Here is a 22,383-nt window from a genome sequence, read left to right on the forward strand (position 1 = left end):
CTACATTCCAGAGCCAAGTACTTTCTGTACCGACGCCTTCGAGAATCCAACCTCTGTAGCTATCTTGCGTATGCTCATGCCATCAGCGCGTAACGCATGCATGGTCTGTTCGATTTCCAGTGTGATGAGCTTAGGGCGACCTCCTACTCTTCCCTCTGCCTTGGCCCGTGCGATGCCCTCCATCTGCCGCTCACGCCTGATCTCCGTCTCGAACTCCGCTATGAGCGCCAAAATGCCCATCACGAGCTTGCCGGTCCTAGTCGAGGTGTCCACCGCCTCGTCGTCCAGCACTTTGAACGCTACACCTTTGTCAGTTAGACCAGAGACGATACGATACAGGTCGCTGGTAGACCGTGCCAATCGGTCGAGCTTGGTCACCAAGAGCGTATCGCCCTCCCGGAGGTACTCCAAGCACCTAGCAAGCTCAGGCCGCTCACCGTCCAATCCTGAGCGTTTTTCGGTGAAGAGCTTTGTCGACCCGGCAGCCTTCAGACGCTCAACCTGTGTCTCATAGTTCTGCTGTCCGGTGGAGACTCGTGCGTATCCTACAGTCGTCATGTGTCCAGTATCCTCTTTAAGTTATGTGGACATATGATTAATGTACGCAATATGTACGGTCAAGCCGAATGTGCTACAAAGGTATAGAAAAGTGTACGCCTGTCGGTACTATCGGACCCTGTAGAAACTACCCTTCGCTCCTAATAGGGAGAACATTATTTTGAGGAGACTGATCACAGCGTGCCGGGAGGGGTATACCCACCATATCAGGCCACTGATGCGGATTGATCATGGAAGCAGAGACCAGCAGTCGGGTACGTAAACTCCGCGGTCTGTGGCCCCATGGGGGACATGGCGCACTAATTCTATTTAGATACCACCGCGAAAAAAATTATCAATTATCAGAACCCCTTCGTACAGCATATTGCGTTCTGCAGATTGTTCTGTATATTGTTATGAGCAGAACAATATTGCTCTGGAGATGCGTTATGGGACTGTTAGTTACAGCCAGCGGTGCAATGCAATTAAACCCCGGGATTTGGACGGTTGAGATGGCTCCGCATCAAGTGAGGCTGTTTGGAGAGCCAAGACAATCGTATGGTGTACGGAGCATTTTACTTGCTGCTAGCGTCACACACGACACTGGCCAAGCTACAATTTCCTTCGATGCAGACCAGGTTCATACCCTGAATGTAGGCACTCGTTCACTTGCACTGGTAATAGATGCTTCTTGGGAAGCAGAGGCGGAAGAATATTCAGAGACCCCATCAACATGGGGACCTGGTGATCGCGAATTTCTAACAGTAGCCAGATGCTTACCTGAAGAGATGCAAACTGTTGCAAAGGCTATACTACAGCGAGTCCGCCAACAGTGGCCTGGTGACTTGAAACGTGGGCTACGCCGCAACTTCAGCAACTTCCCTGACAACTTTTGGTACGTGGTAGTTCAACCGCGGTCAAAAGAACTCTCTATTACAGTCCGCGGCGACCCGAAGCTCTTTCAAGGTAAAACCAGCCTAAGCGTCAAAGCCGACCGTCCGGGTTACACGCGCTTCAAGGTCAGTAGCGAGAAGGATACGGAGCCTGCACTTCAGCTAATCGGAATGTCGAGGCGCAAGCAGTAGATCATCCTGTAGAGTACAGTATAGCAAATTCTATTAAAGCGAGTAATTTACTGATGTTTTGGCACGGAGAGGAGTATGCGAGTTTCACAATTCTATGATTTGGGTCGCAATCAAGGGACGCTCGACTTTGTTGATGTTGAATTAAACACTGACGTTCCGGTGTTCGTAAGTCCAAGAGCACTACACGAGCTTGGAAGTGACTTCGGACAACACTGCGAATTTCTGGTACAGAATTTCTTCCAACATGTGATTTCGTTGATCCGAGATGGAAACCACAAGCAAGCTGAGGAGTTGCTGGCGACTCTACGAGAGCCAAACGAGACACATTTGGGACTTTCAAAAGACGCCCCTGCTGGTCGTGCCATGGGGGACGGATCTGCACACAAGGTTTGGCAAGCACTTAGCACTAGTGAGGCTGCTAAAAGCGGTCTTCTTAAAGATTTAGAAGATACCGCTCTTCTCGTACGAGGTATAAACAGAGATGTTATCTCCGACATTACTACAAATATTATAAGAGCTCCACTTATACAATATACACAACATGTATGCGATTACTATGGAATTCACAAAGAGTCCGGCGTTTCTTCTGGTAATATATGGCACCCTGATGAACACAAGTGGGTACAAGATTTTGTAGACTTACCAGTACCAAATGGGTTCGGAAGAATACTACTTGTCCCAAAGGCAATAGTGCGCCTTTCGCTAGGATACGATGCGTCGGAATACTATAGACACTATCTTCTTGAACGAATGCGAGAAGCTGAAGAAGCAGCCCATACGGGTCTTGTAGCGTTGATACAAGGCGGTCCTCGGCGTGGGCAAGTCGGAGTCACCAAGAAAGCACTTATTGAAAAGTACGGACAGAACAAGGATTCTATTGTATCGCAAACACTACGTTTTCCAGACGTTCTGGACGCATACAAGAGAACAAAAGATTCCGCCCCATCGCTGCCATTGTCCCATTACCAGTTTCCAGATGGAGATGGATCAAGCACACCCGACTGGAATACACTGTTGTCGAATATCCAAACTATACCCACTGGTAGAAAAGATGCAGCAAAATACGAAGACGCAATCGAATCTTTGCTTACTGCGCTTTTCTATCCAGCACTAACCAACCCGACTAAGCAGACGCGCATACATGCTGGACAGAAGATAATAGACATTACCTATACGAACATGGGCGTGGCTGGCTTCTTCAGTTGGGTTCGGGGACACTATTCCTCTGCTATGTTGATGGTCGAATGCAAGAACTATGGAAATGAAGTGGCAAATCCTGAGGTAGATCAACTATCAGGTCGCTTCTCCCCTAGCCGTGGAACTGTGGGGCTTCTTGTTTGCCGAAATGTTCTCGATCTAGAGAGTCTGCTAGAGAGATGTCGCAATACTGCTGCCGACGCTCGCGGGTACATAATCCCATTAACCGATGCAGACCTTGCTGAGTTGGTGAATGCCCGGACCACGGCGATGGACTCATTAGAGTTCCCCTTACTCAGACGACGTTTTGAACAGCTCATTCTATGAGTTGGATGTATTTAAGCCGAACAAACCGTCGCCAGCAGAAGGCATTAACTGCAGGACAATTTATTACTCTCCAACTCTCCCTGACACAGGGTTTGGCATCTTATGCGTTGTTATCAAGGCGATGGTGTAGAGTTGCCTTTATCATGATCAACAACACCGCGACGCCCAGTGTTGAAACTGCCGCAAGGTAGACAATCGTAAGTACAAACCAATTAAGTACCAGTTGCCAGGTGGGCCAAATATCACGCGTGTTACCAATGTAATCCAATACGATGAGACATGATCGCCCTGGGTTCTCTATGGCGTAGCTCGCAGCCTCAGGAAGGAATGACCACCCTATCACCATTGCAAACCCTGTATATGAACAAGTAAATAGCGCCTGCAGAATATAGTACAAACATGTTAGTAGTATACCGGACACTATAACAACTGTCGTTGTGCGTGTATTAGGAGCCTTGCTTCGTGAAATGTTATGGTACAACAGAAATGCAACAAATGCACACAGTACAATACGTGCAACCGAGAATGTTGGTGAGTTTCCCGCCTCACGCCAAAGCATTGGGGGTTGGCTAGTCCACTCACCCAAGACAGATAAGACGAGAGCAGCAATAGCTGCGATAGCATCCCAATGTTTTCTAATACTCTGGCTTTTTGGCTTGGTATTCATTGTTTAACTATACATGTAATACTGTCTAGTAGCCCGAGGCTCGCCCCGATTGAAACACTCTGCTTCTGTACAATCTCTCCATCTATCTCGACATTCATTATGTAATTCCCTGGAGGAAGATGACCTGTACTAGGAGAAGTTGGAATGTTAAATCTAAACATTGGCTTGCTATCTGTGTAAGCAAGTGGGCTAAAGCTTACATAATAACCATTTACTTCGTCGAGATTCTCAGCATTCTTTGTGCGTACTTCTACCGCTACCTCAAACATTTTGGCTGTAGAATAACCAGCCTCCCTAACATATGATATATACTTATTCTTAGTCTGTAGATCCGCACTAACTGCCTGTATAACATCTATTACCTCATCATATTCTCCTGCTCCTGAAGCTTGCATTAGAAGCTGCTCGTTATAGGCCATTGTTCTACCAAAAGCCTGATCCTCAATGTTCTGTCCCTCCACGATGCCATAAATTGACGTCCAGTCTGTAGAAATGCCCTGTAATTGAATTTTGATTTGCCTGTTGACGCTTGGCGGAAACTGTTTCGTTTCCAGAACCTCAAGCGCATCATTGGGGACTGGTATCGGTTGGCTGAAAACGTCCTGTGCATAACTTTGCTGAATGAAAATCAGTGTCAGCAGAATTGACAATGTGTACTGGAATCCGGATAGCATGTTCGTAACCCCCACTAATTAACAATATCGGACGGCCGCTGCATTGTCAGCCTTCGGATGCATAGCGCCCATAGACTCTCGGCTCAATTGCAAGTTCTGCACACCTAAACATAGGAAGGCCAAACTTGCCACGTCTAGCTATTCAGACTGGTGGACGACGCAAAGGGCATCCCTGATATTATTGATGGAATGATGACCGCCGTCGTTTGCGATCTGCTTTCCGTTCGTATATTGGCAGATACGAAAGTGAGACATCGCGCCTCACTAGAACCACGAGAAAGCCCGTAAACTAGCGGTTTTCGACATGGTGGGTTTCCCAGTCACGCCCACCATCTAAACTCCTGATATATTTTTAATTTTGTACTCACATAAAAACAACGCGAGTATATAGATCTCAGTGTAGCTAATTTCTAGCTACCCAGCGGTCAGGCTGGCTCAACTGGGTGTTTCCTATGAGTTATGCGATGAAATAAAGGCGGGAGGCTATGGTCAATCTAATTAGCACCGAAAGACATTTCGGATTTCATGTGATACAGAATTTCCGTTCTCATAGAGGACCTTTGAGCCTCTCCGGACGAGCCACTGATAGGGGCGCGATCTTTAAGTAGTCGACCGTGAAGAATAAGTTTGTTCCAGGCTGCAGCTGATATTCTGTATGAGATCAGCGCAGCGACGATAAGCCAACTCACGAAGCACAGTCTAGGTAAGTGACGCGACGCATCAAGAGCATCTGAGCGATTTCCGATGGCGTCGAACGCTAAGTTGGGTTGGCATCCAATAGAGAGAGACGGCAAAAAACAAGACGCTGCTCACCTAAGATGTGCCAGATTGTGTTGTGAATCGGCAATCGCGTAGGCAAATAAATCCTCATTCCAGTATGCAGACAGTGCCCCGGAAGCTCGCCCGACGATAGGCTGGATGGTAATGTCCAAATTCAATGGCTTGACTTAAGGTCTTCTACGTATCGAATAGCCGGACAACTTCGGATTCATCAATGTTTAGACCTGGCTGGTCGTGAAGGTGCAGGCAACCGTTGTGGGTTCGCTGCGTAAATATTTTCTCCCGGAACGGGTTAGGATTGCTGTCGATTTCGACCATACCTGTACCGCCAACAATCGCAAGTAGTTCGGCGGAGGCGGCCAGAGCGATACCACCGCCCAAGCTGTGAGGACAGAACATCTTTCCCGCAGCAACAGCCTGACGTCCGATTTCGATACACCCCGTAAGTCCGCCCCACTTGCACACATCGGGTTGGACAACATCGATCCAGTCAGCCGACAGTGCTTCGTGAAACGCTTCTTTATCGGCGAAATTCTCCCCTGCAGCCAAAGGGATGGTCGTTGATGTCTTCAAAGTTTGCCATTCTCTTGTCGGGCGATCGGCGCATATGGGTTCCTCAAGCCACAAGGGACTGAATTGCTTAAATCGCTGGGATGCGTTCAAAGCGTTGGCGACATCCCAAGCCTGGTTCGCATCGATCATGAATGTTTCATCTGGAAGCAGGGATTTAGCGAACACTTCGACATTCGTAGTGTCGCGTCCCAGGCCAAACCCGACTTTCAATTTGAATTGGTTAAATCCAAGCTCGCGAGCCGATTCCATTTGCTCCAAAGCGCTATCCGGGTTGATGCCGCTTGCATAGGCGGGGACCACATCTGAGGCGCGAGAAAACAATTTCCGTATCGGCAAATCTGCGCGCCTTGCGATCAAGTCCCAGCACGCGACATCCAGCCCGGCAATGCACTGGCTGATTGCTCCTATGTCGCCACTTTGGTTCTTCAGCACTTGCAGCTTGGATGTGAGAAACGAGTAGCATTCCGCCGGGCTGTGGAAGTTCCTTCCCACAACGAGCGAGAAAATTTCCTCTCCAAGCAGGTTTTTTCGATAGGTTGCGCCAGCAGATGGAAAATTGCACCAAACCTCTCCGTAGCCAGCGTTTCCATGACGATCTTTTATTCGCAGGAACAACGCCGGCCGCTTGAGCATCTTGCCGAATGACGTCACAACTGGCTTGGCGATCTCCGTGGCAAGACAGACACACTCCAGGGATTCTATTTGTATCGCTATATCTGTTTCGTTCCTATTTGCCAGATCTGGCAGAACTGAAGCATCACTCTGAATAATATTCATTTGCCGACCGTGAACTCTATGTCGAATTGAAGGGCGTCTCCAGGGTAATGGGTTTCTGCAGAATAGATGACTGTGTCACCTGCTCCTGTTAGCGTCCTGTTCACCTTGAAAAGAGGTGTATTGAATGGAACGTTCAGACGTTCAGCGCGCTCAGTGTTTGCGGAATCCAGGGACACTATCTGTTTCGCTGAATTTATCTGAACGCCAAGATCCCGCATCACAGTCAGGACGAGTTCCCGATCGAATCTTTCCGGTGCTTGATCGTATACGGAGTGCACCAGTTTAAGGTCTATCAGACAGAATGGCTTTCCATTCCTCGTATGCACTCGGCGCAATCTTCGGAAAACTGTTCCGTCCTCATCCACTGTCCCGACCAACTCCGAGGTCACACCAACCCCGACCTCAAGATCGGACACAGAATGTTCGAGTTGAGACAGATCAGCGTGCACCTTCAAAGCCGTCTTCGGAACAACTGCGACCGCCCGGACGAATGTTCCACGGCCGGAATATCGTTCGATCAAGCCTTCTGCTTCAAGCGAATCCATCGCTTTGCGAACAGTCATTCGCGCAAGGCCGTATTCCTTGACCAGAGACGACAGAGGAGGAAGTTCTGCTCCCGCCTGCAGTTCGCCTCGCAGAATACGCGCCCGCAGATGCTCGGCCATTTCAGCGTGAAGCGGCACTGACTTTCGCCGGATTGCGTGAAGTTTCATCTTGACAAGTTTCTCCGAGATACTAAAGGTCTATAGAGCTAGACGTATGCCTCAATACCAAGTCGATATGATAACGGGACCGGCTCGAAGTCAAGCATGGGTTTTGCACAAGGCATTGATTCAGTCAGGGAGAACACATGAGCATGCAAATCAGAGGCGTGATTGCCCCTATGACCACACCATTCGATGAGCAAGGCGAACTGGAAGTTGGCGCGGTTTCGGATCAGGTAAATTTTCTTATCGAGGGGGGCGTACACGCACTGGTGGCAGGCGGCAGCGGCGGAGAGGGTCACGTTCTTGACCGAGAAGAATTCCGAAGCCTACTGGAAGCCGTCGTAACCGCAACGGATGGCCGTGTTCCAGTAGTCGCCGGCGTGATAACTAACTCAACACGCGAAGCGATTATTAGAGCAAATTCGATCGCCGATCTGCCAATCGCGGCTTTTCAGGTTACACCGGTGCACTATCTTTTCGCGCCTACTCACGATGCAACGGTTCGTCATTTCGCTGAACTCTCAGATGCACTTCAGCGCGAGATCTTCATTTATAACGTCATCAAGTGGAATTACCTGCCACCGGAACTTCTGTTGAGGATCATGCGGGAAGTCGAGTTCGTCAATGGCGTAAAACAGTCAGCGGGCGATCTGAAACTTCTGAGCGACCTGTTGCTTGCCGCTGAGCCGAATATGGCGATCTATACAGCGATCGACGCCTTGCTCTATCCATCATACACGTTGGGGGCTCCTGGATCTATTACCGCTCTTCTGGCGGCAATACCCGGATCTAACGTTCAGCTATGGGACGCTGTGCATAATGGCGATCACGAGCGTGCACTAAAACTGCACGAACTCCAACTGGGACTGTGGAACACAATCACACAGCCTCGAATCCCTTCCTGCATCAAATTTATTCAATCGCTTCAAGGCGTCCCGTCAATGCATTCGAGAGCACCAATGACGCCGCCTGATATCGATCAGCAAGCCAGAATTCGCCGAGCATTCGACGAACTACAGGAGTTTCTGGATTAAACACGGATCAATCGATACGACAAAGGAGGAGAGTACATGCTCAGTTTACTTTTTAAGAAAACCGGACGTTTTATAGGGGCAATCGCCCTGTCGTTCACGCTTTACACAGCGACTGCAAATTCGGGAATGGCTTGGGAACCCGACGGCCCCATCCGTCTCATTGTGCCATGGAATGCCGGTGGCGGCACCGACTTGCTTGCGAGGGCTCTTGCCGCCAGTGCAGAAGACGAGTTTGGTGTTCCGGTAGTTGTCGAAAACGTGCCGGGGGCATTTGGTGCGCTCGGCGCGCAAAGAGTGGCTAGGTCTGATCCGAACGGCCAGACATTGCTGGTTTCTTCACAGTTCTTGGCATGGATCGATCAGGTGCGTGAATATCCAGTGACGCTCGACGATCTCTCAATCGTTATGAGTCTCAACAGCGGTCCCGCTGCCTTTGCTGTATCTGCAGACAGCGGAATCGAGTCGCTCGAAGATTTGAAAAGAGTTTCAAATGAAATGGACGGCGGTTTCACTGTCGCTCATGCAGGCGAAGGGCTTATCTGGCATATTTCCGCCCTGCTTCTGGCCAACAAGTTAGGCGTTGAATGGAATCTAGTGCCTTTCGATGGGACGAATGCAGGAGTTGCTGGCGTACTTGGTGGACAGGTCAATGCCGTTTCTGGCGGCGCTGCCGAGTTTGTTTCCCAGGCGAATGGCGGTGGATTGCGCGTTCTTGGCGTTTTTTCGGATGAAGAAAGTTTTGACGCCTTGCCCGAGGCGCCGACTTCGGCCAGCCTTGATCTCGACTATCAAATGATCACCTCTCGCGGGCTTGCCGGTCCCGCCGGCCTTTCAGATGAGACCCTTAATGCTCTGTATGAAGGCTTCACCAAGGCTGCCCAGAAGCCTGAATTTGTTGCACAGATGAACAAGCTTGGATTGGGTATAGATCTGATGCCGCCTGCTGAATATCAGACATTCATGGATAATATGCGGTCGTCTGCGCTGTCCGCGCTTTCCAACGCGTCCAAATAGCAATTCGGGGCCGGCGGCATTGTCGGCCCCGCACTGGCCTCCAAGAGTATGATGACCTTTGTTTTTCCGGTTATTGTCCTGTGCGTTTGCGTCACCGTTCTAATGTCAGCGTCCGGCAATATTGAGGGATTATTGCTGCCGACAGCGTTCGTCTTCCCCAGCATAGTCGCCGCATTGCTGACGCTTCTGACATGTTTTGAGATTTTCCGCAGCGCCCGAAACGACGACCGATCACAGGTCCAATCACTAGATTTTCTCAAGCCGTTACTTCTGGTCGCCAGTATGGCGTTCTATGTCGTCATGTTACCCATTGCAGGGTTTCCTGTTTCGGCGTCTTTTCTGGTGATAGCCACATCAGTCGTATCCGGCGGCAGAGGTATCCTTCCCATCATTGTCTTCACGGCTCTGATCGTCGCAGCCAGCTATTTGGGTTTCAGCTGGCTCGCTGACGTACCCTTGCCCGCGGGTTCAGTATCCAAATTATTCGGAAATTAAGACACTATGTTCACTGAACTCTTTGCTTCACTTGCTGAACTGCTTTCATCTCCACTTCGCCTTGGCATTATTTCCGGTGGCATTGGTCTTGGTATTGTAGTTGGTGCGATTCCCGGGCTTACAGCCACAATGGGCATTGCGCTGGCGCTTCCGCTTACGTTCGGCATGCCTCCCGAACTTGGCGTTTCACTACTGATCGGCATTTTTGTAGGAGCCATACATGGCGGAGGAGTGCCTGGTATTCTTGTTCGAACGCCGGGAACACCTGCTTCTTCGGCGTCCATGCTCGATGGATATTCGCTAACCGAGCAGGGCCGTGCAAGTTTTGCTCTGGGTGTCCATGCTACTGCGTCAGCCTCTGGTACTATCTGCGCTGCGATAATCATGACGTTCGCATCTCAACTATTGGCGCGTGGCGCTCTTCAATTTGGGCCGGCGCAATTTTTCCTGTTGGGTCTGGTCGGCCTTACGGTGGTGGCGTCCTTCGCCGGTCAGTCCGCAGTGCGCGGGATGATAGCGGCACTGCTCGGGCTCCTGCTTTCTACCGTTGGTCTTGACCCGATTACTGCAGCCAGCCGATTTACATTCGGTTCGTTCGAACTTGCCAGTGGTCTGAATATCATCCCCGTGCTTATAGGCCTCTTTGCGCTATCTCAGGTTTTTGAAGATCTCCTGACAAAACGCACAGACGAGTCTGCCAATGACGAGTCTCGAATGTCGGGGTTCAAGGTGGAACTACCAAGCTTCAAACTTTTCCGACGTCTGATGCCTACATTGTTGAAATCCGGTATTATTGGAACTGGGATCGGAGCTATACCTGGCCCGGGCGCTGTGCTTGGCGGTTTCATCCCATATGCTGAAGCCCGGCGTACGAGCAAAGAACCAGAAAAATTTGGGAAAGGCTCTGAAGAAGGGCTGGCTGCTGCAGAAGCAGGAAACAACGCCGCCGCTATCGGTGCTCTCGTGCCAACATTGGCCCTTGGACTGCCCGGTGAGGCAGCAACGGCCGTCATGCTTGGGGGCTTCATGATTCATGGCCTTCATCCAGGACCGATGTTGTTCCAGCAGAGCCCGGAGATCGTGAATTCACTCTACGCTGCAGTCTTACTGGCAGCTCCGATTCTTTTCGTGCTGGCTGTGATTTTCGCCCGGTACGCGTTCCTGATTGCCTATGTCCGGCCCGCTTACCTCGTTCCGACGATCGTACTGTTTTCAGTCATAGGTTCCTATGCGATCCGCAATAGCATATTTGATGTCGCGGTAGCGGTCATGTTCGGAGTCATCGGTCTCATCGCGCAAAGGAACCGTTATCCGATCGTTCCAATCTTGCTTGGGCTCGTCCTTGGACCAATCATCGAATCCAATTTCAGGCGTGCGCTACTGATCTCTCGTGGAGATCCGATGATTTTTGTCGATAGCCCCGTATCAATTGCATTGATCGCAATCGGTGTTATTTCGCTTTGGATGGGCCTGCGCCTGAGTCGGAAGAACGTTGATTGATTAAACAACGCATCCGCTTGACCTCCGACTGGGTCAGCCCGCCATAGCGCTTATGCCAGGTATAAAACATTGCATCGCTGATCCCGGATTTGCGGCAAACTTCCGCAACCGGTGTACCTTCATCTGCCTGGAGCAGGATGAAGGCGATCTGCACCTCGAAAAACTTCGACTTCTTCATGGAGCTCTCCTTCTCCCATCATCGGGATCACAAATGGAAAATTCCCGCTCAGAACACTCCGAAAACCGGGAAGCACGTCAGCCGCTGCATGAGATATCCACCCCCGAAAATTCCGGCTCGGGGCGATCCAAAGACGGGGAGCACATCAGTTGGGGAACAGGCTAACCTCAAAGCGGGGACAATTCAGGGGAGCAGGTCACTTTGCATCGCCAAAGCGCGACAGTTGGCGCCCTGTTTTTCACATACACAACCGTAAACAGAAATTGTATTCTACCTTCGCTCCCTCAATCGGAGCGACTCAAATCGCGTGGCCTGATACCATATTTCCGGCGAAACAGAGTGGAGAAGTGCGACGAACTGTTGAAACCGTGCTCGAACGCAATCGACGTGATCGAGCGACCATCGCGCCTGGCAATGAGATCATAACTACGCTGTAGCCGCCTGTGCCAGATCCAGTCTGAAACCGACATATCGCATTGGCGAAACAGCATATGCAGATAGCGCAGCGACATGTTGTTCGCATGAGCGATCCGTTCGAGCCTTAAATCGGGCTCCCCAAGGTGCTGCTCGATCCATTGCTGAACAGATCGAAGCCGCGCGCGCTGCACCGAACCGTCGAGCGCTGGGAAATCGCTTTCGCCGGCCATCAACGCCAAAGCTATGATGTCGATCAATTGAGAGCCGAGCCCGCTGCGCAACTCGCCTTTGACATTTTCGCTTTCCATGGCGAGCGAGGCACAAAACTCAGCTGCAATCCGACCGAGCCCCTGCGTGGTGTTAATTTCAGCTGAAACGGGAATAGCGTTCCTTGGCAACCTCGACGCCAGCTGGTCGCGCGGAACTTCGAGATAAAAGGCCCTCCCTTCCCCGACCACCTGCAGTTCATACTGCTCGGTCGCACTGAAAATCGCGCCGCGCGCCGCGTTGGAATGAAGTGTGGACCCGTGCTGCAGCACGTTGACGCTGCCATACTGCAGGAAGTGCAGGTAATAGCAATCCTTGTCGAGACGGGCGATGTGCTGTCGATTGCGATTGATGCGCTGTTCGGAGAGCAGAATGTCGGTCAGCACCACGTCGCCAAATTGTGATTCGCGAATAAACCCTTTGTATTCCTCGGGTTTTGTCGCATCGACTTCGACATTTACATAGACATCACAAATGGCATCCCGCCAAGATGCGTAGCGCTTGGCGGGCACAATGCCTTCAGTATTGAACACAATATCCACGAGCTCCTCCCCCCAGACAGCACGTGTTGCAGTACGTTCAATATCATAGGTGTGAATATCCCGCAAACCGACTCCCACCGTTGCGCGCTCGGAAAAGTCCACTGCGCTCTCGGGAAAGAAATCCGGTTTCGAACGCCATATTTTTTACCTCCGACGTCGCGCGTCCCATGTGCGGCGCTGGGAGGAACAAGATGGGGCTTTTGGGGCAGCCAACCCAGGAAAAGATCGTTCTCGCACTGGCGCTGGTGTTGTGCCTTGGTTTCGCTTTGCTTCTGCCGGGCTTCTGGACGGCCAGCAATTTGCTTAATCTCGTCCGCAGCGTGTCGATCCTCGGTATTCTGGGCGTCGCGATGGCTCTGGTCGTCATCGGCCGCGGCATTGATCTTTCTTTGGTCGCCACCATGGCGGTCGCCGTCGCGTGGTCGCTGCAACTGGCGGAAAGCGGCATGCCGATGGCCCAGGCGCTGGCATTCGGCCTCGGATTTTGCCTCCTTATCGGCCTTTTGAACGGGTTCTTAATCGCCTATGTGGAAATACCCGCGATCTTTGCGACACTGGCTATGGGCACAGCGGTCTATGGTTTCGGGCGTTACTTTTTATTCAGCCTCGATATCGTCTACATGCCGCCGGATGCGCATGCACTTACCTGGGTTGGTCAAGGCACGCTTTTCGGTGTTCCCGCACCCATCTATATGTTTGCGCTAGTCAGCGCACTCGCTTTCCTGTTTCTGCGCTACACGCGGCAGGGCCGCTATCTGCGTTCCGTTGGCGACAATCTGCTTGCGGCACGCATCACAGGTGTACCGACGCGGCCGATCATATTGATGCAATATATGATTTCATCGGTTATCGGCTTTCTCGCCGGCTGCGTCACGGCCGCCTCGGTGGCGAGCATGAACGTGCGTATCTCCAATTCCACGCTCATTTATGACGTCATTCTTGTTGTCGTGCTCGGCGGCATTGGGCTGTCCGGCGGCAAGGGCGGCATCCGCAACGCCATCGTCGGCACTCTGCTGATCGGCGTGCTTCTTAACGGCATGACCATAATGGACATTCAGTACACAGTGCAAAACGTAATCAAGGGCATAATCCTGCTCACAGCCATCGTCATCGACACACTTCTCAACCCCCGCGACGAGCAGACCGCGCAGCAGGGGGACATCTAAACCCGTACTCGAAAGGGAGGAACCAACTATGAGACGGATAAAGGCAATCATCATGGCCGCCGCGCTGGCAGCCACGACCGGCGCGGTAACCGCACAGGACATCGAGGATCCGACGCGTGCGCCGTACTATGACAGCTTCAAGGACAAGACGGTCGCGTTTCTGCCCGTCTCCATGGGTATTGACCTGACCGAGGGCTGGGCCGCCGGCATCAAATCGGCGCTCGAACCGCTCGGTGTCACCATTGAAATACGCGACCCGAACTTCAACACGGCCGCTGGCGCTCAGGCGCTTACTTCGCTGATTTCCGAGAAACCTGATGTGATCGTGGTCCACAACCCGGATGTCCAGTCCTATGCGCGCCTGCTCCGGCGGGCTGAAGAGGCCGGCATCTATGTCGTTCAGGTGAATATGCGCTCCGCCTATTCCACCGACGCCTTCGTGGGCGCCGATTATGTGGGCATGGGCCGGCAGATCGGTCAGCGTCTGGTCGACTTATGCTCACCTGACAATGGCAAGAGCGGCAAGGTCGCGGTAACGCAGGGCGTGCTGACCGCCGCTGCCAGCATCTATCAGATGAAGGGCATTAACGAAGTCTTGAACGATCACCCGGAAATCCAGTTGGTCTCAAATCAGGCTGCTGACTGGGATGCCACCAAGGCCAAGAATATTGCGGCTACTGTCATCCAACAGCATCCCGACCTTTGCGCCATCACCGGATTCTGGGATGTGATGGATGTGGGCACCGCCGCCGCGATCAAGGAAAGTGGACAGGATGTCTATTTGTTGACCCAGGGCGGCGGCAATCAAGCGACTTGCGATGCAATCGCCGCAGGCTCATTCGATGAGTCCGTGGTCTACAACGTGCCCGGTCAGGCCCGCGACATCGCCAACATCATCAAGCAGTTGTTGCAGCTCAAGCCCGAGCCCGGCGCGATGAAAACAACGCTGTTCACCCAGTTGGAGTTCATAACCGCGGACAACATGGATTCGGGCACCTGCTGGAAGCTGCCCGGTCAATAATCCTGCGACCATTTTAACAAACTCCGGGGCGTCCGTTGGCGTCCCGGTTCCCCGACAAGCGAACGTTCATGGCCCTGACCGACACCCTTACGCGCTGGCGATACCGCCTCGTCCCCGACCATCTCGTCGGTGAAGTTCTCAGCAAGCGCTGGATCGACAATGCGATCCCCCTGCTGATCCTTTTGGCCGTCGTCTGCGCATTCAGCTTTGCGATGCCCGATTTCTTCGGTCCGTCCAGTATTTCGGATCTGACCCGTCAATGGGGCGAGTTCAGTTTGCTTGTGCTGGCACTTATGATCGTAATGGTCGCGGGCGGCATCGATCTGAGTATCGGTTCCACCTTCGCGCTCGGCAACATCGTGGCGCTGGCGTTGATCGCTGTGGCGGGCTGGCCAATGTGGGCGGTGGTTCTCGGCACCCTTGCCTGTGGTGCTGCCGTCGGCCTTGTCAATGGCCTGCTGGTTGGCTATCTGCGCCTACGCGCTTTCCTGACTACGCTCGTGACGCTGATCATCGTACGCGCAGTGGTCGATATGCTGTTGTTGAATTACTCAGTTGCAATCGCGAGCACCTTCATCGACTCTGACTCTTGGTATTACCCCGGCGAAGGTTCGGTGTTCGGCGTTCCTTTTTCGGTCGTCTTAACCATTATTCTCGCGATTATCATTCATCTGGTGTTTTCCCGCTCGCGTATCGGCTGGCAGGTTTTAGCCACCGGCGGCTCGCGCCGGTCGGCCCACAATGTCGGCATTCCCGTCCGCCGGGTTGTCTGTGCAACCTATGTCGTTTCCGGTGTGCTAGCTGCGCTTTCGGGCCTGCTATTTGCCTCGCGGCTGGGCGGAGCGGGAGCGGATACCGGCGTTGGCCTTGAAATCATGGCGCTGACTGCGGCCGTCCTTGGCGGCAACAGCCTTGGCGGCGGACGCGGTTCGGCGGCCAAGGCGATCATCGGTTCGATCACGGCCATGATTATGGTCAACGGTCTTATTAGGATGGGTGTGCCCGCCGGGGCCAATTCGCTGATGCTGGGGCTGGTGCTATTTACCGCCGTCGCAATCGATGTGCGCTGGATCAAGAACCTACATAAGGTGGTCTCAAAGGTCTATGTGTCGCCAGCCTACGCTTCTCTGCCAAAGCCGCCGGGAACCGACTCGTACTCGCCCTATGCCGTCAACGACAAGCTGGCGCCGGTCACATTGATTGGCCTTGGAGAAATCGACGGGCCCGAAGACATTATTCTCGATGACGACGACAATATCTACACCGGCAATCGTACTGGCGATGTCATCCGGTTTTTCGCACCCGACTATAAGCAGCACGAAGTTTACGCCCATGTCGGCGGACGGCCACTAGGGCTCGCCTTCGACAAAAATGGCGATCTTCTGGTTTGCATCGGCGGCATGGGGCTCTATCGGGTCACCAAGGACCGCGAAATCGAAAAGCTAACTGACGAGACGAACCGCTCCTGGCTGTCGGTTATCGACGATTCCCGGCTGCGCCTAGCCGACGATCTTGATGTCGCGCTCGATGGCCGCGTGTTCTTTTCAGAGGCGACGGTTCGCTACGAAATGCATGAATGGCCGGTTGATGGGCTGGAGTCGCGCGGCAATGGACGGATCATCTGCTACGATCCTAGCAGCAAGTCTACGCACACAGTTTTGCGGAATCTCAAATTCCCGAATGGCATCTGTATGGCCCATGACGGCCAATCGTTCTTCTTTGCCGAAACCTGGGCCTGCACCGTTTCCCGCTACTGGTTCGATGGGCCAAAAAAGGGAACCGTCGAAACGGTCATTCCCGATCTTCCCGGCTACCCGGACAACATAAATCGTGCGTCGGACGGTACCTTCTGGCTAGCTCTTGTCGGCATCCGCACGCCGTCCCTCGATCTGGCGCTTAAAATGCCGGGCTTCCGCCGCCGCATGGCGCGCCGCATCGCCCCTGATGAATGGCTCTACCCCAACATCAACACCGGTTGTATCGTGCGCTTCGACGCGACCGGCACCATTCTCGATGTGATGTGGGATCGCGGCGGAGAGAACCATCCGATGATCACCTCAATGCGTGAGCATAAGGGGTACCTTTATATCGGCGGCATCCTCAACAACCGCATCGGCAAACTGAAGCTCAAAAGTGCCGACAAAAGCTGGACTGGCTTAGCCTCCTACTGGGGGCAGTCATGATCGGGGCAATTATGAATGCCATCGACAATTTCTTCGGTCGCGGCGAGTCCGCCGTAACGGTGCCGCCACTAGACGGCGCGTTGAAACCCAATCGCATTCTGGACGATACCGATAAGCGCTATCCGCTTGAAGATGTAGACTGTCTGGCCGAGTCGGGCAGAAAGCTTTTCGCAACATCGGGCCGCACCGTTTGCGTCCTCGGTCCGAAAGACCGCTGGACATCGCTTTGTAAAGTTGATGCGGACATCACCTGCATCGCACCCATTGGCAAAGAAGGGCTGGGCATTGCTCTTGCAAGCGGCGACATCGTGGTTCATGGCGGCGCCGAGGACGGCAAGCGGTTTCGCGCTGCCCCGGATGTCAACTGCATTACCGCAATGATTGAGAAAGACGGCGTTCTTTATCTGGCAAACGGTTCAGCCAGTAACGCCTCCGAAGACTGGCAGCGCGATCTATTGCAACGCAACGCATCGGGCAGCATATGGAGGATTGGGCTTTCAAACGGCAGGTCCGAATTGCTGACCGATGGTCTCGCATGGCCCGCCGGGATCGCAATCGATGAAAAGGGACTGGTTGTCTCCGAATCCTGGAAACACAGACTGATCCGGCTCGACCCATTTGAGCCGAAACATACCGAGACGCTTTATCATGACCTGCCAGCTTATCCAGGACGTTTGTCCGCGTCACCAAAAGGCTGGTGGCTGGCGGCATTTGCGCCGCGCAGCCAGCTTGTCGAATTTGTCCTGCGCGAACCGGGTTACTGCGCGCGCATGCTGGAGGACATCCCGAAGGACTATTGGGTCTCCCCAAAATTACAGTCAGGCCGGAGCTTTTACGAGCCGCTGCAGGGCGGCGGTGTCAAGCATCTGGGGCAACTCAAACCCTGGGCACCAACTATGTCGGCGGGTCTTTGCGTTGAACTCGATGGAAATTTCCAGCCGGTTTCAGGCCTGCATAGCCGCGCCGACGGTGTAACGCACGGTATCACTTCGGTTGTCGAACTGAACGGGACTGTCTATGCCGCATCACGTGGCCACGGCGTTGTTGTCAGGGTGCCGGTCGAACCGGCGGGATCACGATCATGACGCCGATTCTCGAATTGCGCAAAGGCACCAAACTTTACCGCGGCGTTGCCGCCGTCAAGGATGTGGATTTCGATCTAAACCCCGGCGAAGTGCACGCGCTTCTCGGCGAGAATGGTGCCGGCAAATCCACGCTGACCAAGATGCTGGCCGGTGTGGTCGAGCCGACATCGGGCGATATTTTCATAAGTGGCGAGAAGGTTGCGCTGCCTACTCCCGCCGACGCCCTTAAAAATGGCATCGCGATGGTCTATCAGGAAACAAGCCTCGTGCCCTCGCTCACCGTGGCGCAAAACCTTTACCTGATGGATGACAAGCCGTTCCATCGGCTGCGCGGCATCTACATTGCGGGCCAGCAATTCCTGCAATCGTTGAATTTTCATGTAGACCCGGCGGCACTGATTAGCAGTCTCGGCGCCGGTCAGAAACAAATGGTCGAGATTGCCCGCGCCGTACACCACAACGCCAAGGTCATTATTTTCGACGAGCCGACAGCAACGCTGACGCCCGAGGAAAAATACCAGTTCTTTGCGCTGGTCGGGCGACTTAAAAAGCGCGGTGTCTCCATCATCTTCATCAGCCACGCCCTTGAGGAAGCGCTGCAGATTTCGGACCGCATCACCGTGATGCGGGATGGCGAGCATGTGGTCACCGACCATACCTCCAACTTCGACCGGGAGCTCATTGTACAGGCAATGGTGGGGCGATCGCTCACCGAGGAACTGTATGGCTCTTTTCAAGACCGGCAGACTCGCCAACCGGGACGCAAGGTTCTGAGCGTGCAAAACCTCTCGATGGGCGACGTCGTACGCAATACCTCGTTCTCGGTGTTCGCCGGGCAAATCACCGGCATGTTTGGCCTGATCGGCTCGGGCCGCACGGAAACCGCAAAAGTCGTCTCCGGGGTTCTCAAGCGTGACCTTTTCCATGGCGGCAACGTACAGTTCGAAGCCCGACCAGTCCGCTACCGGGTGCCCCGGCCTGCCGTGAAAGACGGTATTATCTACGTCACCGAGGATCGCAAGTCCGAGGGCTTTTTCGAAACCATGTCGATTGCCTACAATATTTATCTCGGCGCGTTGGCAGGCGGGCAAGCCGACTCTCCGATCATTTCGATGAAGGAGATGCGCACGCTGGCCGAGCACTGGACCAAGGCACTCAATGTCAAGGCGATCAACGCAGATGCCAAGGTTATCGAATTGTCGGGCGGCAACCAGCAAAAGGTGGTCGTGGCGAAGGCCCTGGTTCAAAAACCGAAACTGGTTATTTTTGACGAACCGACCCGTGGTGTGGATGTTGGGGCGATTGCCGAAATCCATCAGCTTATCAACAAGCTCGCCGATGATGGCATCGCGGTTCTGGTGATCTCGTCCTATCTGCCCGAAGTCCTGCACCTATCTGACCGTATCCTGGTCTGCCGTCAGGGCCGCGTGGTGGAGGAATTTGACGGTAGCCAGGCAAAAGAAGAGTCTATCATGTTCGCGGCGGTACATTGATGACTCCGGTTCTGAAGACCACTCGCCCCGTTCTGCCCGTACGCACCATCGACGATGTGATCGCCATTGAAGGGATGCCTTATGACGAACTGGTGACGGCGCGAAATCTTTACGACCTCGTGCTGGCAACCGCCATGCATGTAGGAGACCGCAAGGCGCTTACGGTGCTGCGCTCCGAGGATCCATACGATGTCGGCATTTCGCTAACCCACAAGGAACTACTTGGCGAAGTCACCCGAGCGGCCAACATGTTCCGCGCACTCGGTATCGCACCCGGGACGGGCGTCGTCGCCTTTCTCGCCCCCACCCTGCCCGAGTTGCCCGCGCTGCTGCTTGGCGCTCAAGTCGCTGGGGTCGCCAGCACACTGAACTATCTGCTCAGTGCCGACGCGATCATCGACTTGCTGAATGCGCAAAAAGCGAGTGTTCTGGTGCTAGCATCCGAAGCGGCGGATGCCACATGCTGGAGCAAGGCCAAAGGCGTGTTCGCCAAGGTGCCAACACTCCGTCATGTTCTGGTACTTGGCGATGGCGCAAAAGCAGGGGCCGGCTATGAAGTCCTGTCCTCCGAGCTGGCGAAGCACGCCTCCAGTGCGCTTGCCTTCGAACCCGTTTCCAACCGCGATAGCGTCTGCGCGCTGTTCCATACCGGCGGCACGACAGGCCGGCCGAAACTCGTGCAGCTGACCCATGGTAACCAGATACACGCCGCCTTCGGCTTCGCGCAGGTGTTTGGCTATGATGAGTGCGACGTCGCCATAGACGGACTACCATTTTTCCATGTCGGCGGCACGATGACTGTGGGGCTGGCACCGCTAGCCGCAGGGGCGCATGTGGTCGTGCCCTCGCCCCACGCTTTGCGGCCACCGGCTGTGATCGCCAACTACTGGACAATAGTTGAACATTTCAAAGCTACGGTGGTGGGCGGCGTACCAACCTCATTGGGTGCGCAAACCAATAGCTGGAAGCCAGGCACCGATGTGTCTCAAATCCGCATGGCCATGACCGGTGGCGCAGTGCTTCCGCGCGCGGTTGGCGAGCGCTACCAAACCGTCACCGGCGTCACGATTTTCGAAACCTATGGCATGACCGAGACCGCAGCAGCTATCGCCTTCAACCCGGGCTTGGGAGAATCCATAATGGGCAGTGTCGGTTTCCGGGCCCCTTTTTCTCAGACCCGGATCGTCTCACTGGACACCGAAGAGGTGCACATCTGTGTGCCCGGAGAAAGCGGGCTGGTTCAGGTGCGTGGGCCGCAGGTGTTTCCCGGCTATGTAGACCCGGCCCACAATATCGGTACGCTTTCCGAGGACGGCTGGTTGACGACCGGTGACGTTGGTTATCTCTCCGCCGATCAGCGGCTATTCCTCACGGGCCGCGAAAAAGACCTGATCGTTCGCAGCGGCCACAATATCGATCCGGCGGCTATCGAGGATGTCGCCAATCAGTTCGCGGGTGTACAGATCAGCGCCGCTGTCGGCATGCCGGACCAGTATGCCGGCGAAGTACCGATCCTTTTTGTTGTCCCACTTGAGGGCGCAACGATCGACTTTGCCGCCCTGTCAGATTACCTGCAAACCAATATTCACGAACTCCCGGCCCGCCCGAAGGTTATCCTTCCCCTCGATGCGCTTCCTGTGACTGCCGTCGGCAAAATCTTCAAACCGGCACTACGCGACGCGGCAATAAAGGAGAAAATCCGGCGCGAGGCGGCGGGTATATTTAGTAGGAACACAGCGCTAGACATCGACGTCAGCCTTGATGCCCAAAAGCAGACCATCGTCCGCATAGAAGTCAGCGACGCAAGTGCTGGCGACCTTGCCAAGCTTACTGAAGCGCTCAAACCTCTGCCTCAAACCTATATAGTGGAGGCAGTAAATGGCTGATCCGGTGCTTTTATCTGTTGATGGGCATGTCCTGACGATCACACTCAATCGGCCCGAGCAACTGAACGCCCTCTCGCGCAAAGCCATGACGTTTTTCGAGAAGACCGTCCGCGCGCTCGGAGATTTTTCAGGCGTTCGCGCGGTCATAATCACGGGCGCTGGCAGGGCCTTTTGCGCAGGCGGCGATCTAATCGGATTCAAACGTGCGATCGACGTCGACAAGCAGGCATTGCTCGACGAGCTCGCGTATAACCAGACCATTCTGCAAATGATCGAGGACATTCCGGTGCCGGTCATCGGCGCGGCGAACGGAGTTGCCGCTGCAGGCGGACTAGAGCTGCTGCTGTGCTGCGACATCGTGCTGGCGGCCAAGAACGCGAAAATCGGCGATGGCCATGCACGCTACGCCATCGTACCGGCGGGCGGCGCCACGGTCAGGCTGCCGCGCAAGATCGGTCCGGCCAACGCGGCGCGGCTATTCTACACGGCGGAACTCGTCGATGCCGAAACCATGAGGGATTGGGGCCTTGTTTCAGAGGTGGTGCCCGGCGATAAGCTGTTGGAAAGGGCTCAAGCCCTGGCATCAGACATCGCACGTGGCAGCCCCGAAGTCTTGCGCAGGATCAAGAAGCTGATTTCGGCGCGCGCTGGCGAACCGGTTACCGGCCTTGCGGAAATCGGACAATTCGCCGAACACGTGAATGGCGCTGATCTTGACGAGGGACTGCGCGCCTTCATCGAAAAACGTACACCGGACTATTAGGGTCAGGACCTATTG

17 protein-coding genes and 1 pseudogene are annotated in these 22,383 nt (G+C 53.9%); 12 read left to right on the forward strand and 6 right to left on the reverse strand.

The genetic code is table 11. The annotated features are described in order from the left end of the window. On the reverse strand, positions 1–558 hold the full coding sequence (locus K1W69_RS18390) for a recombinase family protein (protein ID WP_220229876.1): 558 nt from the start codon (positions 556–558) through the stop codon (positions 1–3). Positions 559–1,697: 1,139 nt separating this feature from the next. Here K1W69_RS18390 and K1W69_RS18395 point away from each other — a divergent pair. Next, positions 1,698–3,146, forward strand: coding sequence for a DUF8370 family protein (locus K1W69_RS18395; protein ID WP_220229877.1), 1,449 nt, complete (start codon positions 1,698–1,700; stop codon positions 3,144–3,146). A 663-nt stretch (positions 3,147–3,809) separates the two neighbouring features. Here K1W69_RS18395 and K1W69_RS18400 read toward each other — a convergent pair. From K1W69_RS18400 to K1W69_RS18410, 3 genes are all read right to left on the reverse strand, one after another. Further along, the gene (locus tag K1W69_RS18400) at positions 3,810–4,463 is read right to left on the reverse strand and encodes a hypothetical protein (protein WP_220229878.1); all 654 of its coding nucleotides are present in this window, start codon (positions 4,461–4,463) and stop codon (positions 3,810–3,812) included. Between the two features lie 981 nt (positions 4,464–5,444). Next, positions 5,445–6,617 carry a mandelate racemase/muconate lactonizing enzyme family protein gene (locus K1W69_RS18405; RefSeq protein WP_220229879.1) on the reverse strand — a complete coding sequence of 391 codons (1,173 nt, stop codon included), beginning with the start codon at positions 6,615–6,617 and terminating at the stop codon, positions 5,445–5,447. After that, positions 6,614–7,300, reverse strand: coding sequence for a GntR family transcriptional regulator (locus tag K1W69_RS18410; protein ID WP_220229880.1), 687 nt, complete (start codon positions 7,298–7,300; stop codon positions 6,614–6,616). The genes K1W69_RS18405 and K1W69_RS18410 overlap by 4 nt, the downstream gene beginning before the upstream one ends. Positions 7,301–7,467: 167 nt before the next feature. Here K1W69_RS18410 and K1W69_RS18415 point away from each other — a divergent pair, with 167 nt between their 5' ends. Genes K1W69_RS18415 through K1W69_RS18430 form a run of 4 tightly spaced genes read left to right on the forward strand, consistent with a single transcriptional unit; the run spans position 7,468 to position 11,367 of the window. Beyond that, positions 7,468–8,358: a dihydrodipicolinate synthase family protein gene (locus K1W69_RS18415; RefSeq protein WP_220229881.1), complete on the forward strand. Its 891-nt coding sequence runs from the start codon at positions 7,468–7,470 to the stop codon at positions 8,356–8,358. A 36-nt stretch (positions 8,359–8,394) separates the two neighbouring features. Then, the gene (locus tag K1W69_RS18420) at positions 8,395–9,372 is read left to right on the forward strand and encodes a tripartite tricarboxylate transporter substrate binding protein (RefSeq protein ID WP_220229882.1); all 978 of its coding nucleotides are present in this window, start codon (positions 8,395–8,397) and stop codon (positions 9,370–9,372) included. Positions 9,373–9,420: 48 nt separating this feature from the next. Then, positions 9,421–9,867 carry a tripartite tricarboxylate transporter TctB family protein gene (locus K1W69_RS18425; RefSeq protein WP_220229883.1) on the forward strand — a complete coding sequence of 149 codons (447 nt, stop codon included), beginning with the start codon at positions 9,421–9,423 and terminating at the stop codon, positions 9,865–9,867. 6 nt (positions 9,868–9,873) lie between these two features. Further along, positions 9,874–11,367 carry a tripartite tricarboxylate transporter permease gene (locus K1W69_RS18430; protein WP_220229884.1) on the forward strand — a complete coding sequence of 498 codons (1,494 nt, stop codon included), beginning with the start codon at positions 9,874–9,876 and terminating at the stop codon, positions 11,365–11,367. 1 nt (position 11,368) lies between these two features. Here K1W69_RS18430 and K1W69_RS18435 read toward each other — a convergent pair. After that, a pseudogene (locus tag K1W69_RS18435) lies at positions 11,369–11,545 on the reverse strand (transposase); the annotation flags it as partial. A gap of 284 nt (positions 11,546–11,829) precedes the next feature. Beyond that, a complete protein-coding gene (locus tag K1W69_RS18440; RefSeq protein ID WP_370688270.1) occupies positions 11,830–12,873 on the reverse strand; it encodes a helix-turn-helix domain-containing protein in 1,044 nt (347 codons plus the stop codon). Between the two features lie 89 nt (positions 12,874–12,962). Between K1W69_RS18440 and K1W69_RS18445 the strand changes: the two genes are divergently transcribed. From K1W69_RS18445 to K1W69_RS18475, 7 genes are all read left to right on the forward strand, one after another. Beyond that, entirely contained in the window at positions 12,963–13,937 is a 975-nt protein-coding gene (locus K1W69_RS18445) for an ABC transporter permease (protein ID WP_258571174.1), read from the forward strand. Between the two features lie 52 nt (positions 13,938–13,989). Beyond that, on the forward strand, positions 13,990–14,958 hold the full coding sequence (locus tag K1W69_RS18450) for a sugar ABC transporter substrate-binding protein (RefSeq protein ID WP_258571175.1): 969 nt from the start codon (positions 13,990–13,992) through the stop codon (positions 14,956–14,958). 68 nt (positions 14,959–15,026) lie between these two features. Further along, complete coding sequence (locus K1W69_RS18455; protein WP_220229888.1) at positions 15,027–17,141, forward strand: ABC transporter permease subunit; 2,115 nt, start codon at positions 15,027–15,029, stop codon at positions 17,139–17,141. Further along, positions 17,138–18,226: an SMP-30/gluconolactonase/LRE family protein gene (locus K1W69_RS18460; RefSeq protein WP_220229889.1), complete on the forward strand. Its 1,089-nt coding sequence runs from the start codon at positions 17,138–17,140 to the stop codon at positions 18,224–18,226. The genes K1W69_RS18455 and K1W69_RS18460 overlap by 4 nt, the downstream gene beginning before the upstream one ends. Then, positions 18,223–19,719 (forward strand): sugar ABC transporter ATP-binding protein, encoded by a 1,497-nt coding sequence (locus K1W69_RS18465; protein ID WP_220229890.1) that lies wholly within the window; start codon positions 18,223–18,225, stop codon positions 19,717–19,719. Before K1W69_RS18460 ends, K1W69_RS18465 begins: the two co-directional genes overlap by 4 nt. Then, the gene (locus K1W69_RS18470) at positions 19,719–21,605 is read left to right on the forward strand and encodes an AMP-binding protein (protein WP_220229891.1); all 1,887 of its coding nucleotides are present in this window, start codon (positions 19,719–19,721) and stop codon (positions 21,603–21,605) included. Before K1W69_RS18465 ends, K1W69_RS18470 begins: the two co-directional genes overlap by 1 nt. Then, positions 21,598–22,368 carry an enoyl-CoA hydratase/isomerase family protein gene (locus K1W69_RS18475; RefSeq protein ID WP_220229892.1) on the forward strand — a complete coding sequence of 257 codons (771 nt, stop codon included), beginning with the start codon at positions 21,598–21,600 and terminating at the stop codon, positions 22,366–22,368. Before K1W69_RS18470 ends, K1W69_RS18475 begins: the two co-directional genes overlap by 8 nt. Positions 22,369–22,383: the final 15 nt, after the last annotated feature.

The sequence above is a fragment of the Flavimaribacter sediminis genome (genome assembly GCF_019492055.1).
GTDB classification, from domain to species: domain Bacteria; phylum Pseudomonadota; class Alphaproteobacteria; order Rhizobiales; family Rhizobiaceae; genus Flavimaribacter; species Flavimaribacter sediminis.